13 protein-coding genes are annotated in these 16,171 nt (G+C 63.8%); 9 read left to right on the top strand and 4 right to left on the bottom strand.

What is annotated here, in order from left to right; genetic code table 11:
• Window positions 1-24: 24 nt before the first annotated feature.
• Window positions 25-963 (bottom strand): homocysteine S-methyltransferase family protein, encoded by a 939-nt coding sequence (locus F8A90_RS03775; protein WP_233593431.1) that lies wholly within the window; start codon window positions 961-963, stop codon window positions 25-27.
• A gap of 267 nt (window positions 964-1,230) precedes the next feature.
• On the opposite strand from F8A90_RS03775, the gene F8A90_RS03770 reads away from it, so the two are divergent.
• From F8A90_RS03770 to F8A90_RS03760, 3 genes are all read left to right on the top strand, one after another.
• Window positions 1,231-3,138: a hypothetical protein gene (locus tag F8A90_RS03770; RefSeq protein WP_043332458.1), complete on the top strand. Its 1,908-nt coding sequence runs from the start codon at window positions 1,231-1,233 to the stop codon at window positions 3,136-3,138.
• Window positions 3,139-3,207: 69 nt separating this feature from the next.
• Window positions 3,208-5,352, top strand: a complete 2,145-nt coding sequence (locus F8A90_RS03765; protein ID WP_200019050.1) for a DNA topoisomerase III — start codon at window positions 3,208-3,210, stop codon at window positions 5,350-5,352.
• Window positions 5,353-5,428: 76 nt separating this feature from the next.
• Window positions 5,429-6,475, top strand: coding sequence for a ketopantoate reductase family protein (locus tag F8A90_RS03760; protein WP_233593430.1), 1,047 nt, complete (start codon window positions 5,429-5,431; stop codon window positions 6,473-6,475).
• A gap of 241 nt (window positions 6,476-6,716) precedes the next feature.
• Here the strand turns inward: F8A90_RS03760 and F8A90_RS03755 are convergent, their stop codons facing one another.
• Genes F8A90_RS03755 through zwf form a run of 3 tightly spaced genes read right to left on the bottom strand, consistent with a single transcriptional unit; the run spans window position 6,717 to window position 9,620 of the window.
• Entirely contained in the window at window positions 6,717-7,379 is a 663-nt protein-coding gene (locus F8A90_RS03755; protein ID WP_043332465.1) for a bifunctional 4-hydroxy-2-oxoglutarate aldolase/2-dehydro-3-deoxy-phosphogluconate aldolase, read from the bottom strand.
• A gap of 56 nt (window positions 7,380-7,435) precedes the next feature.
• A complete protein-coding gene (gene pgl / locus F8A90_RS03750) occupies window positions 7,436-8,128 on the bottom strand; it encodes a 6-phosphogluconolactonase (RefSeq protein WP_200019048.1) in 693 nt (230 codons plus the stop codon).
• A 1-nt stretch (window position 8,129) separates the two neighbouring features.
• Window positions 8,130-9,620 (bottom strand): glucose-6-phosphate dehydrogenase, encoded by a 1,491-nt coding sequence (zwf, locus tag F8A90_RS03745; protein ID WP_043332469.1) that lies wholly within the window; start codon window positions 9,618-9,620, stop codon window positions 8,130-8,132.
• 389 nt (window positions 9,621-10,009) lie between these two features.
• Here zwf and F8A90_RS03740 point away from each other — a divergent pair, with 389 nt between their 5' ends.
• The 6 genes from F8A90_RS03740 (at window position 10,010) to F8A90_RS03715 (ending at window position 16,127) form a co-directional block, all read left to right on the top strand.
• A complete protein-coding gene (locus F8A90_RS03740; protein ID WP_200019046.1) occupies window positions 10,010-10,867 on the top strand; it encodes a MurR/RpiR family transcriptional regulator in 858 nt (285 codons plus the stop codon).
• Window positions 10,868-11,106: 239 nt separating this feature from the next.
• Entirely contained in the window at window positions 11,107-11,988 is an 882-nt protein-coding gene (locus tag F8A90_RS03735; protein ID WP_200019044.1) for a putative selenate ABC transporter substrate-binding protein, read from the top strand.
• Window positions 11,989-11,992: 4 nt separating this feature from the next.
• Window positions 11,993-12,733, top strand: a complete 741-nt coding sequence (locus F8A90_RS03730; RefSeq protein ID WP_200019042.1) for an ATP-binding cassette domain-containing protein — start codon at window positions 11,993-11,995, stop codon at window positions 12,731-12,733.
• Entirely contained in the window at window positions 12,723-14,282 is a 1,560-nt protein-coding gene (locus F8A90_RS03725; RefSeq protein WP_233593429.1) for an ABC transporter permease, read from the top strand. The genes F8A90_RS03730 and F8A90_RS03725 overlap by 11 nt, the downstream gene beginning before the upstream one ends.
• A gap of 73 nt (window positions 14,283-14,355) precedes the next feature.
• Window positions 14,356-15,654 carry a cation diffusion facilitator family transporter gene (locus F8A90_RS03720; RefSeq protein WP_200019040.1) on the top strand — a complete coding sequence of 433 codons (1,299 nt, stop codon included), beginning with the start codon at window positions 14,356-14,358 and terminating at the stop codon, window positions 15,652-15,654.
• 170 nt (window positions 15,655-15,824) lie between these two features.
• A complete protein-coding gene (locus F8A90_RS03715) occupies window positions 15,825-16,127 on the top strand; it encodes a hypothetical protein (RefSeq protein ID WP_043332474.1) in 303 nt (100 codons plus the stop codon).
• Window positions 16,128-16,171: the final 44 nt, after the last annotated feature.

The following is a 16,171-nucleotide window of genomic DNA, read 5'->3' as shown; positions in this document are numbered from 1 at the left end:
CGAGGAAGCCTCGCCCCTCATCGTTCACTCACTCAAGCGGCTGACGCAGCGATAACCTGCTGAGCTGAGCTGTTCGGCCAGGCAGGCGATATGCGCCGGTCCCACCTCGCAGCAACCGCCGACGATTCGAATGCCGGCATTGACCCACCCCAGCGCATGCGCCGCGTACTGCTCCGGCCCCAGGTCTTCGCGCGCCTTGAGGTCCTTGACGGTGCCGCCGGGATTGAGCTCCGCGATCGAGGTGAAGCCGTTGGCATAGGCACCGGTCGGCAGCGGGCTGGCCAGCAGATTTTCCAGACTACCCTGAATGGCTTCCGGCGCGCTGCAATTGATCAGGATCGCGTCCACGCCCATCGCTTGCAGCATACTGACCGCGTCGGCCAGCGGCTCACCGCTGCGTAGGGTCGCGGTCAGATCATCCTTCACCGTCAGCGAGACCCACACCGGCAAACCGCTCTCGAGTGCTGCGGTGGCTGCGGCGCGCGCCTCGACGCAGGAAGACAGCGCCTCACACAGCAGGATATCGGCCAGCGGCGCCTGCAACTCCACCAGGCGGCGATAGCTGGCCAGGGACTCGTCAGCATCCGGCGCGACATCGGGGCGATAGGTGGCAACCAGCGGCGGCAGGCAGCCCGCCACGCGGACATCCGTCTCACCGCTCAGGGCGATGGCATCCCGCGCGGCCTTGCCAGCAGCAGCATGAATGGCCGCGATCGACTCGCCGACACCCGCCAGACCCAGACGCTGCGGCGTGGCCGTGTAGGTATTGAGCGTGATGACGCGCGCGCCGGCACGAATGAAATCGAGGTGCAGGTCACGCACCAGCTCAGGCTGGTCCAGCATCACCTGAGACGACCACAGCGGGGTCGGCTCACGACCGCTACGACGCACCAGTTCCTGGCCCATGCCGCCGTCCAGCAGCACGACTTCAGCCCCGTCACCTGCCCCCTTTCCTGCTTCCAAGTCTCGTTCCACACAACCTCCAGAGCTTTTTGATGTCCTAGCGTGAGCCTGACGACCTGGCGAGACCCGCTGGCCAGTCAGTGGCGGGCGAAATTCTACCACGCTCGACCCGCTTGCGGCCCTTGCTCACTGGAGCCAAAAGGTTGCCCAATGCTACTGTTGACGACACCCTCTGCCCCGCGCTGCGCTCGAGGCTCGTGCTCACGAACCTCTCGGCAGCCCATGTCGCGCCAGAAGCCCCACCCCGTTCAATCAAGGAAGCCTGCCTTGCTGTTGCCGAGCCCCTTTCGTCCCCGAGCCAACACTGCCAATGACGCGCCCCAGGTGCGTCTGGAGCGTGAGGGCCGCGACGAGATTCGCCGCATTACCCAGGCCGTGGAGCGTGTGCCCTGGTCGGTGAGCCTGATGCAGATCCTGTGGACCGCAGGCCCGGTGACGCTGATCGGCGCCTGGGGCGGCTATCTGCTCGGTTACGGCAAGGAACCGACCTTCGAGAACTACATCTTCTTCATCTCCTACACCGTCATCACCGGTGTCGCTGGCATCGTGGCCAACATCGCCCATAACTTGACCAGCTCACGGCGCTATGACCGCACCGAAGCCAAGATCGAGCGCGTCATCGACACCGTGCCGGAGCTGATCCTTGCCACGCGCAACCTGATCGTCGAGAGCCTCGAAGGCGATGCCCGCCGGCGTGAAGCGGCGGCCATGCTGCTGCGCAAGCAGGATCTCGCGCCGGAGGGGGTCGAGCTGGCGGCGCTGGAGCTGCTCGATGACCGTGATGCCGCGCGCATCATCAGCCAGATCGACGTCTACCGTCGCGTGGGCCTGCATGCGCGCATCCGCGACATGAACAGCCTCAACCGCGAATGGCTCGAACCCCAGTTCAATGAGCTGGCCGAACTGGCCCCCGAGGCCATTGGCCTGCTGCGTGAGCGCTTCGAAGGGCGCGCGCCCGACCTGCACAGCGGCGTGCCGCGTGACGAGAACTTCATCGAGCGTGTGCTGGCGGCCATCGAGCAGGACAACGACCTGCTGATGACCCTGCAGGACGTGGAGGAGATGCTGATTCTGGCCTTCGAGCTGATCAGCGGGCGCAAGATTCCGCTGCTGACCTTCGAATACCGTGGCCGCTGGAAGCTGGCGCGCGCGCTGGACAACCTCGAGCATGCCCGCTCGCGGTATCGCATTCGTCAGGCCACCGGCCTGTCACGCCTCAAGGCGCTGACGGTCTATCTGGCCGAGCAGTCCGGCACCCTGGTGGAAGACGCCGCCTCCGGCCTGCGCGCCGAGGTACTGCTGGAGCGCTCTACCCAGGCGATGGACGCCCTTGCCGAGCAGGTGACGCATCTGGCGATCGCGGTCAATGAGGGCGATCGTGAACACCGCGCCGCGCTGCGCTCGCGGGCCGACATCCTCACCAACGCCATCCGCCTCTACAAGACGGTGACCAATGCCTACGAGCAGGTCGGACGCAGCCACGCCGTCTTCCTCAAGATGTCCAAGCGCTGGGAGAACATCGCCTCGCAGATGTCCGATGACGCTACACGCCTGCGGGTCGGTCCGGGCCGTCGCGGTCTGCGCATTCAGGAAAAGACCATCGCGCTGGACGATGAAGCCAAGGCGGAGGTCTGCAAGCATCTGGCCGATCACTTGAACGAGAGCCGCATCAAGCGCGTCGACAGCGAGATTGCCTATCAGGCGCGCGAGACGGTGCTGCGGGTCGGTGTCGACAAGGCCAAGGCGATGGCGGTCGAGATCGCCCTCGCGCTGGAGCCCCACATACACCTGTCACGCCCGGCCGTGCAGCGCGCCATCAATGGCTCCAACGCCGCCTACTTCGGCCAGCTGGAGCCCAATCAGTCCGCGGCGGCCAAGGCGGCCCTGGGCAGCGCCATGGTGCGCGAGATCGACGATGACCTGTCACGCACCGCCGAATCACTGGCCATCGCGCTGGTACGCCACTACCGCGTCGAGCTGGAGCCGCTGGCCATCGAGTTCCTGCGCGATACCTTCGGCGCCCGTGAAGCGACGCTCAACATGCTCAGCAACTATCAGCCCGCCGATCACCACCCGGTCAGCTATCTCTCCAATCGCCCCCCGCTGATCCAGACCGCCAACCGCGACTGGTATCGCGCCCTCGTCCAGGCACGTCGCGCGCTCGACGACGATTGATCCCCGCCTCGGGCCAACGGCATACTGTATGGATCATCATATCGACAGCCTTTGACCGCAGGATGCCCGATGCGCCTGATCATCGCCGAAAAGCCCAGCCTCGCCCGCGCCATTGCCGAGGCGCTGCCCGGACGCTCAAGCAAGCGCGACGGCTATATCGATGCCGGTGACACCCGTGTCACCTGGTGCATCGGCCACCTGCTGGAGCAGGCCCCGCCGGATGACTACGACGAGCGCTTCAAGCGCTGGTCGCTGGACCACCTGCCGATCATTCCCGAGCAATGGAAGCTCAAGCCACGCAGCCAGGCGCGCGGTCAGCTCAAGACCATCCGCGAGCAGCTCAAGCTGGCCGATGAGGTCGTGCATGCCGGCGACCCCGACCGTGAAGGCCAGCTGCTGGTGCAGGAAGTGCTGGAGCACATGCGCTGGCGCGGGCCGGTCAAACGCCTGCTGATCAGCGACATGAACCGCCCTGCCGTCAGCCGTGCCCTCAACAAGCTGGACGATAATCAGCGCTGGCAGCCGCTCTATGAAGCGGCGCTGGCGCGCCAGCGCGCCGACTGGCTGTATGGCATGAACCTGACCCGCGCCTGGACATTGACTGGGCGTCAGGCCGGCCACGACGGCGTGCTGTCGGTGGGTCGTGTGCAGACGCCGCTGCTGGGGCTGGTCGTGCGCCGTGACGAGGAAATCGAGGCCTTCGAGCCCCGCGCCTTCTTCCCGCTGTGGATAGAGGCTGGCGTGGCGGCGGGCAGCTTCAAGGCCTGGTGGCATGCGACCAGCTCACCCTGGCTGCAACGTCTGGCGGACAAGGGCACCCCGCTGCCACTCGATGACAAGGGTCGCCTGCTGGATAGCCGTCCCGCCGAGCGCCTCGCCCGCCATCTCGCGACCTTGACCACCCTCGGCGATGGCCATGTCGAAAGTGTCGAGGCCAGCGACAAGTCACAGCCCGCGCCGCTGCCCTATTCGCTGTCGGCGCTGCAGGTCGATGCCGCGCGCCGTTTCCGTCTGCCCGCCCAGAAGGTACTCGACACCTGCCAGGCGCTTTACGAGCGTCACCAGCTGATCACCTATCCGCGCTCCGACTGTCGCTACCTGCCGCGCGAACATCACGCCGGCATGGCCAATCTGATGATCAGTGCCTGCGTGGGTGACCGCGAGCTTGAACGCTTCAGTGGCGGCGCCGATTTCAGCCTGCGCTCGCGCGCCTTCAATGACAGCAAGGTCAGCGCGCACCATGCACTGGCCCCCACCGGCCGCGAGCCGGACTATGCACGCCTCTCCCGCGATGAAGCCAACCTCTACCGCATGATCTCGCGCAACGTGCTGGCCCAGTTCTATCCGGCCTATCGCTATCGCGAGGTCAAGGTCGAACTGCGCTTCGCCAAGGAGCCCTTCCGCGCCAGTGGCCGCAGCGTCATCGACGAGGGCTGGAAGGTGCTGTTCAAGCGCAATGTGGAGGCCAGTGAGACAGCTGATAAGCAAGACCCTGACAAGAAGGCCTCTGACAAGAACGCAGCCGCCGATGACAAGACCCCGCCGCCACTGCCCGCCCTGACGGAAGGCGAACCGGCCTGCGTGCTCGACTGTGGTATCGAGGAGAAAGAGACCCGCCCGCCGGAGCCCTTCAACGATGCCAGCCTGATCCAGGCGATGATGAACATCGCACGCTACGTCGAGGATGAAGCGGTAAGGCGCACGCTGCGCGATGTGGATGGCCTGGGCACAGAGGCGACACGCGCCGGCATGCTCGAGACACTGATCAATCGCGGCTATCTGGTGCGCGAAGGCCAGGCGATGCGCTCGACACGTATCGGTCGCGCGCTGATTCATGCGCTGCCGCCTGCCGTATCGCGTCCGGAGCGCACCGCACAGTGGGAGCAGCGCCTGAGCATGATCCACGAGCAAGGCGACCCGGCAGCGCCCTTCTTGAGCGATCTGATCGTGGATCTGCGTGCGCTGCTCGCCGATAGCTCCGCCAGCCGCTTGAGCACGGCACTGGCCAGCGTCGGCGGTGCGACACCCGCGCCGCGCAAGGGGGGTGGCAAGGGCGGCACGCGTCGCAAGACAACGTCCTACAAGAAGCGCGCGTCTGGCGGCTCTTCTGGCAACACTGCTGGCAGCAATAAGGACGGCGCTTCTCGCAAAAGTGCTTACACCAAGAGCCCCCGCAAGCGAGCGACTGCGTCACGACGCAAGACCGATAGCTGACTGCGGGTCAGGTGAAGTACCACCGGTCTTTCCCGCGCTCACGCACTCCTCTGCCCTCCAGAACAAGATGACAAATATGCACACAATGACTGACCCGGAAGACAACTGGCTGTGGATCATCGGCCCGGGCGCCATCGGGCGCCTGTTGGCAGCTTCGCTGATGGCAGCACGTCAGCGAGAGCTGCGTGAGCAGGGAGCATCCACGTTACCGCGTGTCTTGTTGCTGGGGCGTCAGGCAATGGTGGGACAAGCGATCATTCTCGACATGACCACACCAGAATCACACACTGTTAGCACAAAGATAAAATATTCGACAATTGACACACTGCAAGGCCCGTCATCTAGAAAACCCTCTGCCATCTGGCTGACGACCAAGGCCTACGGCGTACCCGCCGTCTGGCAGCAACTGACACCACATATCACGCCCGAGACTCCCGTGACCTGCTGGCAGAATGGCCTGAGCGCTCAGCCGTGGCTGGCCGAACGCCACGCCAACCTGCTATGCGCCAGCACCACCGAAGGCGCCTGGCTGCCACCCGAGACTGGCGCAAGCACGACGCCTGACGCAGGCTCAACAGCAGATGAACTCCAACATCTGGGCGTGCAACACGCCGGACGCGGTCACACCTGGCTGGGCGCATGGCAAAGTGACGGCGACGGCGACCCCGACAGCCAGTCCCACCAGGCCGCCCTCATGCAATGTGAGTGGCTGAAGGCTGCAGGGTTTGCGTGCGAACAGACGCCGGACATCCAGACTCGCCTGTGGCACAAGCTGGCGATCAATGCGGCAATCAATCCTCTGGTGGCACGCTATCGCATTCGCAATGGCCAGCTGCGTGACCGGCCATTTGCCCCGATGGTCCGCCAGGCGGTCGAGGAGATCGCTACGGTGCTGGATAGCGAAGGTATCTCTGCCCCGGGGGAAGGCTGGCAGGCGCTGGTCGAGCAGGTCATCCGCGCGACCGCCAACAATCGCGCTTCGATGCTTCAGGATGTGCTCGCCGGTCGCCCTACCGAGGTCGAGGCGATCCTTGGCCCGTTGCGCCTTGCCGCCACCCGACATGGGCTGGCCCTGCCCCTGCTGGATGACCTCTACCGACAGCTGAGCACGCCGCAGCATTGAGACAGGTGTCACAGCTAGCCAAGCGGCTCCAGCCGGGCCCACCTATCAGCTAATCATTCCGCCAGCCCGCCAGATGACGCGCACAAAAAAGACCCGCCTCGCGAGAGACGGGTCACAAGCAACAGCCAAGCTGTCGAGAGAGAGCAGTACTGGCAGCCTGTCAGCCTCAAGCACGACGGCGTGCAGGACGTTGACAGGCAGCCGCTGGATCAGTGGCCAGCACTCATCCAGAAATCAGGCTTCAGCGGTGGAAACGCTCAGAGGCTTCACGCGCCAGCTCGCGGATACCATCCCAGTCACCCGCATCGATCAGCTTCTGCGGCGCGACCCAGCTACCACCGACACACATCACGTTCTTGAGCGCGAGGTAGTCAGCGGCGTTGCTCAGGGAAATGCCGCCAGTCGGGCAGAAGCGAGCTTCGCTGATCGGGCCACCGAAGGACTTGATCGCATTGACGCCGCCCGCGGCTTCCGCCGGGAAGAACTTGAAGCGACGGTAACCGTACTGCCAGCCCGTCATCAGCTCCGAGACGGTCGCGACACCCGGCAGCATCGGCACGCTGCTGGTCACGCCGTACTGGTACAGCGCTTCGGTGGTGCCCGGCGTGACGATGAAGTCGACACCCAGCTCTTCCACCTGGCGATACTGTTCCGGCGTCAGCACGGTGCCGGCACCGATGCTGGCGTTGGGCAGCGCTTCACGCATCAGGCGGATGGCTTCCAGCGCGCAGTCGGTACGCAGCGTGACTTCCAGCACGGTCAGGCCACCTTCGTAGAGGGCCTTGCCCAGCGGTACGGCGTCCTCGATGCGCTCGACGGCGATCACCGGCAGCACGGAGGCTTTCTGGCAGATGCTGTCGATCTCGGTGGTGCGAGTCGACGGAAGCTGTTTTTCAAAGCTCATGGCGTTCTCCTTGTGCCGCGGCCAACCTCCCTTGTGGCTGGCCGCGGCCGATTTGATCAGGGGGCCCAGTAAAGCGCCAGCGGCGCGGACAGGAAGGCACGAATCGGCAGTTCACTGACCGCTTCGACGTCGTTCAGCGCGCGCGACAGCACGGCCTGCTTGTCGGTCCCCGTGAGATGAAGCACGGTACGACGCGTCTGGCGCAGACGCTCGAGAGACAACGTGATACGCGCCTGCGGCACGCTGGGTGCACGCATCGGGACACAGCAATCCGCGCTGGTCAGCGCTTCCTGCAGGCGGTCACCATCGGGGAACAGCGAGGCCGTATGACCATCGCCACCCATGCCGAGAATCAGCGCGGAGGCCGGCCAGGGGAGTGCCGCGATGCGAGCGCTCACTTCTGCGTAACCGACTTCCGGCTCTGCCTCGGCGTTGGTCAGCGGATGGAAGGTGGCGGCACTGGCCGCACCGCTCAGCAGGTGCTCACGCACGAAGCGTGCATTGCTGTCATCGGCGTCTTCGCTCACCCAACGCTCATCGGCGAGAGTGATATCGACACGCGACCAGTCCAGCGGCTTGTCGCGCAGCGCAGCAAACAGCGGCTTGGGCGTGGAGCCGCCGGAAACCACCAGCAGCGCACGCGCTGACGGATCAACGTCGAGGTCTGCGCGCAAGGCGGCGGCCAGATACTCGGCGAGAGAGTGTGCGGTCTGTACGCGCGGGTCCTGCTCAGTCACGGTGGCGCTCATCTCAATACTCCTCATACCAGCTGCGGCCATCGCGCGTGATCATCGCGATCGAGGAGACGGGCCCCCAGGAGCCGGCCGGATAACGGCGCGGCGTGGCAGCGCGGGATTCCCAGCCATCGATGAGGGTATCGACCCAACGCCAGGCGTGTTCGATCTCGTCACGACGCACGAACAGATACTGCTGACCCTTGATGACCTCAAGCAGCAGACGTTCGTAAGCTTCCGGAATACGGCGCTTGGGGAAGGCGCTGTTGAAGTCGAGATCCAGCGGGCCCGGACGCAGACGCATGCCCTTGTCGAGACCGGAGTCCTTGGTCAGCACCTGCAGGGAGATGCCTTCGGACGGCTGAAGACGAATGATCAGCTTGTTGGCCGCCAGCGAACGCTGGTCCGGATCGAAGATGTAGTGCGGCTGCTGACGGAAGTGGATCACGATCTGTGACAGCTTTTCCGGCATGCGCTTGCCGGTCCGCAGATAGAACGGCACACCGGCCCAGCGCCAGTTGGAGACTTCGGTCTTGAAGGCCACGAAGGTCTCGGTCTGGGATTCGGTGTTGGCGCCTTCTTCCTCGAGATAGCCCGGCACGTGCTGGCCGTCGACGGCACCCGCGATGTACTGGCCACGTACCAGATCCGTGTTGAGACGCTCGCCGGTGATCGGGCGCAACGCCTTGAGCACCTTGACCTTCTCGTCACGAATGGCGTCCGCATCCAGGTTGGACGGCGGGTCCATCGCGATCAGACACAGCAGCTGCAGCAGGTGATTCTGCACCATGTCACGCAGCTGACCGGCCTGATCGAAGTAACCCCAGCGTCCTTCGATGCCGACCTTCTCCGCCACGGTGATCTCGACGTGGGAAATCTGGTTCTGATTCCACTGATTGCCGAACATCGGGTTGGCGAAGCGCAGCGCGATCAGGTTCTGGACGGTTTCCTTGCCCAGATAGTGATCGATGCGATAGATCTGGGATTCGTGGAAGACGGCGCCGATCGCGTCGTTGACGACACGCGAGCTTTCCAGATCAGAGCCGATCGGCTTCTCGACCACGACACGCGAGTGCTCGTCGAGACAGCCCGCCGCCTGCAGATTGCTGCTGATGTCGCCGTAGATACGCGACGGTACGGAAAGATAGATCATCAGCGGGCGCGGTGACGGCTTGCCCTTGGCATCCACACGCCAGTCGGCGATCGCGGAATAGCCTTCCACGGTGCTGAAGTCCAGCGCCGCGTAGCTGATGCGAGAGAGGAAGCGCTCGATGCATTCCTTCTCGAGGTGTTCCGGCTTGACGCGCTCCTTGAGCGCCGCCTGCACGGTGTCCTTGAAGGATTCGAGGCTGACATCCTGACGCGCCAGACCGATCAGGCGAGTTGCCTTCTCGAGCAGGCCGTCACGGTCGAGGTGATAGAGGGCTGGATATAGCTTGCGCTTGGCGAGGTCGCCCAAGGCGCCGAACAGGGCAATATCCACGCCCGGAATGATGTCGGAACTCATGCCGCCGATTTCTCCCGTCGAAACTGCCCTGTATGCCGAAATGACCGACAAGGTGGGCGACTTCGAACCCGCTCCATGAAGGCTGCGCAGGTTGGCGCGGCGAGGAGAGGCTCGAATGACACACGGCACCGGGAAGGCGTTGGCGATACATGGCTGGTTATATTAACAACAAATGTAGCGATAACGCCGCTGTCACTCAAGACAATTCGCCCCACAAATAGGTAAACTTACCTAAAAGTGGTAGTCAGCGGCGCTTTCGCCTTCACCTCGTCCTTCGCGCCCCTGGATCAGCAAGTGACCCAAAGAGATGCTTGGCCTACCAGACGAGTGAGGCTAGGATGCCCAGATTACGTAGTTATTTCACTACACAATGGCAGGGTAACAGGCGAATGGCAGTACACGACCTCATCAATCGCATCCGTGAACGTCTCGACGAGCTCAATCGCTCCGAGCGCAAGGTCGCCGACGTCATTCTGGCGGACCCGGCTGCGGCCACCGGCATGAGCATCGCGGCGCTCGCTCAGGCCTCGCTGGTCAGTGAGCCGACCGTCAACCGCTTTTGTCGCAACTTCGATGCCAAGGGCTTCCCCGACTTCAAGATCAAGCTGGCCCAGAGCCTGGCCGGCGGTACGCCGTATGTGTCGCGCAGTGTCGATCAGAGCGATGATGCCGCGGCCTATGGCGACAAGATTCTCGGCGCCACCGTGGCCGCGCTCGACGACGCCCGTCGCGCACTGGACCCCAGACGCATCGAACGCGCCGTCGACTACCTGAGCCAGGCCAAGCAGATCTGCTTCTTCGGCCTTGGCGCCTCAGGCCCGGTCGCGGCGGATGCCCAGCACAAGTTCTTCCGCTTCAACCTGCCGGTCATGGCCTATGAAGACGTGCTCATGCAGCGCATGGTGGCCGCCGCCTGCCATACCGGCGACGTGATCGTGATCATCTCCTACACCGGACGCACCCGCGAGCTGGTCGATATCGCCAAGCTCGCACGCAGCAATGGTGCCGCGGTACTGGGCATCACCGCACCGGACTCTCCGCTGGCGCGCGAGTGCACCGAAGTGCTGGAAGTCATGGCGCCGGAAGACACCGATATCTATATGCCGATGACCTCACGCATGATCCACCTGGCCTTGATCGACGTGCTGGCCACCGGTGTGACGCTCCGCCGTGGAGAAGATTTCCAGCAGCATCTCAAGAAGATCAAGGACAGTTTGAAGGACACCCGCTTCCCGCCAGAGTCTTGAGCACTTGTCTGAAGATCATGAGCATCCGGCCCGGCAACATCAGCCCCAGCCATGGCATATGAGCGCTTACCGCGCGACCATTCAACGCCTTAATGGCCCCAGGCCCACTTGAGCGATCCTTCAGGCATGGCGTAGGGCTTGCACCCGCGTGGCCAAGACACAACAATACGCGCCATACCCCCTGACATGCGGTGCCTGCCGCATGATGTCTCATGTCGTGAATGCTGAGGATGCTTCCCATGCGCTGGCTGGCCACTGCTGCTCTGACCCTGATTTCCGCCCTTCCCGTGGCCATGAGTCTGGCTCAGGCCGACACCTTCAAGTTCACGGCGATTCCGGATGAAGACGAATCACGCCTGGTCGAGCGTTTCGACAAGGTTGCCGACTACTTGGAAGAGAAGCTGGGCGTCGATGTCGAGTATGTGCCGGTCAAATCCTACAGCGCCGCTGTCAGCGCCTTTCGCAATGACCAGATCCAGATGGCCTGGTTCGGCGGCCTGACAGGCGTCCAGGCGCGTCAGATGGTGCCGGGCTCCGTGGCCATCGCACAGGGCGTGGAAGACGCCGCCTTCCGCAGCTACTTCATCGCGCGTCGCGACCTCAAGCTGGCCGGCGATGCCGCCGAGCCGCTGGACGCACTGCCCGACTCCGTCGAAGGCCACTCCTTCACCTTCGGCGCCAAGACCTCCACTTCGGGTCGCCTGATGCCGGAATACTATCTGCGTGAGCAGTTCCAGCAGGCACCGGACGCCCTGTTCAGCCGCGTCGGTTTCTCCGGCGACCACTCCCGCACCATCGCGCTGGTCGCCGCCGGGACCTATGACGTGGGCGCGGTCAACTTCGCGGTGTGGGAAGCAGCCGTCAAGGATGGCAAGGTCGACCCGAGCAAGGTGCAGGTACTGTGGCAGACGCCGGCCTATCCGGATTATCAGTGGACGATTCGTGGCGATGCCGACAGCCACTTCGGCGCGGACTTCACCGCCCATGTCACCACGGCCCTGCTGGACATGAAGGACCCGGACCTGCTCGAGAGCTTCCCGCGCTCCGGCTTCATTCCCGCCAGCAACGATGACTACGCGCCGATCAAGACCGTCGGCGAACAGCTCGGTCTGCTGCGCTGAGCTCATGACCCAGGAAACACCCTCTCCACTGCTGCACCTTTCGCAGGATCACCTCGGCCATGGCGCCGAGGTGGTCTTGCGTGATCTGGATATTCGCCTCCTGCCGGGCGAGCGCATCGCCCTGCTCGGTGCCAGTGGCGCAGGCAAGTCCACGCTGCTGGAAGCCCTGCGCGCCGCGCTGCAACAGCGCGGCGTAGCGGCCGCCTGGTGCCCTCAACGCCAGGGGCTGGTGCCGCAATTGTCGGTCTACCACAACATCTTCATGGGCCGGTTGGACCAACACTCACGGCTGACCAATCTGTTCAATCTGCTGCGCCCGAAACCGGCTCACTGGCAGGCGGTCGCCGCGCTGTGCGAACCGCTGGGTATCGCCGGCCTGATGGAGCGCTCCGTCGAGGCGCTTTCCGGCGGTCAGCGCCAGCGTGTCGCCATCGCACGCGCGCTCTATCAGGGCCATGACCTGTTCCTCGGTGACGAACCCGTCGCAAGCGTGGACCCGCATCAGGCCAGCCAGTTGATCCAGTTGATTCATGCCCGTCACGCCACCAGTGTGGTGGCGCTTCATCAGCGCGAGTTGGCACTCACTCACTTCACGCGCGTGATCGGTCTTGGCAAGCAGACTGATGGCATGGGCCATGATCAGGGTCAGGTGCTGCTGGATGTCGCGATCGACGGACTGACGCCCGGCGACCTGGACTTCCTGTACCCCGCTGCGGCGACCCGCGAGTCATCCGATGTCAGCTGACCCCTCCACCATGACGGCAGAGCTGCGCCATCCTCCTCGCTGGTGGCAGGCACGCAGTGACGGTGCGCGCCTGTTGCGCCTCGGTGGCGGTCTGGTCATCGCGATGCTGGTGCTGGCGCCCTTCGCCGATCTCTCCGTCACCTCGCGCGACCCTTGGCAGGAGTTGGGCCGCATGCTGGCGGGTCTGGCGTCACCGGCTCCCGGCGCGCTGGAATCCCCGCTGCACGCTCTGGTCCTGACCATCGCCTTCGCGCTGTGGGGCACCCTGCTGGGTGCGCTGATCGGGCTGCCACTGGCATTGGTCTACTCTCGTTCGCGCCTGCTGCGGGGCATCTGTGGCGGGCTGCGCGCGGTGCATGAGCTGTTCTGGGCACTGCTGTTGCTGCAGGTGTTCGGGCTGTCGGCCGCCACGGCGCTGGCGGCGATCACGATTCCCTATGCGGCGACCTTCGCCAAGGTCTATGCCGAGATTCTCGAACAACTGCCGCAGGCGCCGCTCAAGGCGCTACCCTGTGCCAGCTCACGCGCGATGCGCTTTCTGTATGCAGAACTGCCGATGGCGTGGCGGCGCATGGCCAGCTACACCCGCTATCGCTTCGAATGCGGACTGCGCGCCAGCGTCCTGCTCGGTTTCGTCGGCTTGCCCACGTTGGGCTTCTATCTGGAGAGCGCCTTTCGCGAGGGCCGTTACGCGGAGGCGGGCGCCCTGCTATGGATCTTCTATCTGCTGATCGCCACGCTCCCGTGGTGGGGACACCGTCGGGCATTGCCGGTGCTGGCCATCGCCAGTCTCTGGTGGCTGGGGCCATGGCCCGATGTCAGCCCGACCCTGCTGTGGCGCTTCATCAGTCATGACATCTGGCCGGCGCCGCTGGTCAATGCATCATTCGAGTCACTGATCTCGGGTGAGCTCGCGACAGACCTGCTGCAGTGGGCAAGCCACCTGCCCGATCTGCTGCCTGCCATCGGCAATACCTTGCTGCTCGGTCTGCTGGGCACCGCAGGCAGTCTGCTGATCGCCATGCTGCTATGGCCGCTGGCCAGCCGCCATGTGGGCAATCGCCTCTCACAACACTCGACCAACGGCCTGCTGATCTTCCTGCGCACCACGCCAGAGCTGATTCTGGCCTTCATCCTGCTGTTGCTGCTGGGGCCTTCCCTGCTGCCCGCCTGGCTGGCGCTGGCGCTGCACAACGGCGCGATCATCGCCTTTCTGTGTGCTCGCCATGCCAACCAGATTCAGCTGCCGCCCAGTCGCCCGCAGGGCAAGTTCGAATGCTGGCTCTATGAGCTCAACCCACGTGTCGCTCCCGGCATGTTCGCGCTGCTGCTCTACCGCGCCGAAACCATCATCCGCGAGACGGCCATACTCGGCATGCTGGGGGTGGTAACGCTGGGCTTCCACATCGACTCGAGCTTCGAATACCTGATGTTTGATCAGGCATTTGCCTTGCTGGTGCTCACCGCCATACTCAATATCGGCGTTGACAGCCTCGCGCGGCGCCTGCGCCCCAGCGGTGAGATCTCTGAAGACAGCTGCGTGCGCTGACTCCTGCCCTGCCTGCGCAGGAGTAGGCGCTAACTTGATGACGCACCCGACTCCCCTTTGAGCGAGCCTTCCCATGCCCCCCTCCATGCCACCATCGTCATCCACGGAGTCTGCCAGCTCAGCAAGCGCCAAGCGTGAGGCACAGCGCATCACCTTGATCGGCGCGGCGCTGGATGGCGTGCTGGGTGTCGCGAAGCTCATCATCGGCAAAATTGTCGGCTCACAGGCACTGATCGCCGATGGCATCCATTCTCTGTCAGACCTGGTGACGGATGCCTTCGTGTTGGTGGCGACTCACTACGGCCGCCAGGCACCGGATCGCTCACATCCTTGGGGCCATGAGCGCATCGAGACGCTCGGTACCCTCGTGCTTGGCAGCCTGCTGCTGGCCGTGGCAGGCGCCATTGGCTGGGAAGGCATCTTGCGCAGCTGGGAGCTGATGTTCGGCTCACTGACCATCCCGCTGCCCGGCGCGCTGGGCATCGGCATCGCGATCATCTCACTGCTCGGCAAGGAAGGTATCTTTCGCGCTACGCTGAAGATCGCGCGCAAGCAGAAATCCAAGCTGCTGGAGGCCAATGCCTGGCACTCGCGCAGTGATGCGCTCTCCACCGTGGCGGTGCTGATAGGCCTGATCGGTACCCAGCTGGGGGCAAGCTGGCTGGATGGCATCGCAGCGGTCGTCGTTGGTGTGATGGTGGGCAAGATCGGCGCCTCATTGGCCTGGGAGGCCTCACGCGAACTGATCGACACCGCCCTGCCGCGTGAACAGCAACACGCCATGCGTGAGTGCTTGCTGTCACTGCCGGAGGTGCGTGGCGCGCACGACCTGCGCAGCCGCACGCTGGCCGGCCGTATCGTGCTGGAAGTCCACCTGCTGGTCGCGCCACGCATCAGCGTCTCGGAAGGCCATGCCATCGGCCATCACGCCGTGGCTCGCCTCAAGGCTGAATTCCCCCAGCTCAGTGATGTGCTCTATCACATCGACCCCGAAGATGACTCGCATCTCGGTCAGGCCAGCCAGGCGCAGCCCACGCTGAAGCAGCCCCTACCCCTGCGCAGCGACATCATCTCCGCACTCGAGGAATGCTGGCAGCAGTCACCTCTCTGGCAGGCGCGCAGCGGCCTCACCCTGCATTACGTCAACCATGCCACCACACCTGCTGACACCGACTCGTCGTCCCCGCATGTGGATATCCTGCTGGAGTTGCCGGGTGGTGCTACGCAAGCCGCCTGGGAAACAGCTCAGCAATGTAACCACGACGCCGACTCGCGCAACGCATCAATCGCCGAGATGGAACACCTTGCAGCGGGTCTTGAGTGGTTTGGCCAGCTGGAGATTGGGGTGATGTCACATATCCACCAGCGCTGACGTGTGGGTTACACTGCAGGCAAAGGCAGACATGGTTTCATGAGTTTCAAGGCAGGCCTGGATTGGCCCCTCACCGTTCAAAAGCGCTCAAAGGCGTTCCAGGCATCGTCATCTAGACCAGAATTCACGCTGAACTCAAAGACAGACATCCACCAGACAAGGAGCACGCCATGAGCAACGCATCCGGCGAAATGCACAAGACACGCATCATAAGTGAGCTGAAAGGTTTCATCCGCAAGCTGCTGCAAGACCCGAAGATTCTCGAGCAGTCACTGGTCGTGGCGCGAGCGCGCCTCAAGGAAGGGGCAGAACAAGGAAAGAATGAGCAAGCAGTGCTGGCTATCATCGCCAACGAAATTTCTGACACTACCAGCATCCATATCCCGGAAGATCCCGCAGAGCACTCCGATGCGGACAAGCTATTTTTGGAACTACTGAAAGATGTGGTAGAGGAAGAAGAAGCGCTTTATTGATAACATCAGGCTACCGGAAGGTAGCCTGACTTAGCTAACGAGTG

The sequence above is a fragment of the Cobetia sp. cqz5-12 genome, from assembly GCF_016495405.1.
GTDB lineage: Bacteria > Pseudomonadota > Gammaproteobacteria > Pseudomonadales > Halomonadaceae > Cobetia.
This window is presented reverse-complemented; position numbering and strand designations above follow the sequence as displayed.

What these genes read in the sequence shown, in the direction of transcription:
- F8A90_RS03765 (WP_200019050.1), top strand. Translation starts at nt 3,208, where the DNA reads ATGCGCCTGATCATCGCCGAAAAGCCCAGCCTCGCCCGCGCCATTGCC.
- F8A90_RS03760 (WP_233593430.1), top strand. Translation starts at nt 5,429, where the DNA reads ATGCACACAATGACTGACCCGGAAGACAACTGGCTGTGGATCATCGGC.
- F8A90_RS03755 (WP_043332465.1), bottom strand. Translation starts at nt 7,379, where the DNA reads ATGAGCTTTGAAAAACAGCTTCCGTCGACTCGCACCACCGAGATCGAC.
- pgl (WP_200019048.1), bottom strand. Translation starts at nt 8,128, where the DNA reads ATGAGCGCCACCGTGACTGAGCAGGACCCGCGCGTACAGACCGCACAC.
- zwf (WP_043332469.1), bottom strand. Translation starts at nt 9,620, where the DNA reads ATGAGTTCCGACATCATTCCGGGCGTGGATATTGCCCTGTTCGGCGCC.
- F8A90_RS03740 (WP_200019046.1), top strand. Translation starts at nt 10,010, where the DNA reads ATGGCAGTACACGACCTCATCAATCGCATCCGTGAACGTCTCGACGAG.
- F8A90_RS03735 (WP_200019044.1), top strand. Translation starts at nt 11,107, where the DNA reads ATGCGCTGGCTGGCCACTGCTGCTCTGACCCTGATTTCCGCCCTTCCC.
- F8A90_RS03730 (WP_200019042.1), top strand. Translation starts at nt 11,993, where the DNA reads ATGACCCAGGAAACACCCTCTCCACTGCTGCACCTTTCGCAGGATCAC.
- F8A90_RS03725 (WP_233593429.1), top strand. Translation starts at nt 12,723, where the DNA reads ATGTCAGCTGACCCCTCCACCATGACGGCAGAGCTGCGCCATCCTCCT.
- F8A90_RS03720 (WP_200019040.1), top strand. Translation starts at nt 14,356, where the DNA reads ATGCCCCCCTCCATGCCACCATCGTCATCCACGGAGTCTGCCAGCTCA.
- F8A90_RS03715 (WP_043332474.1), top strand. Translation starts at nt 15,825, where the DNA reads ATGAGCAACGCATCCGGCGAAATGCACAAGACACGCATCATAAGTGAG.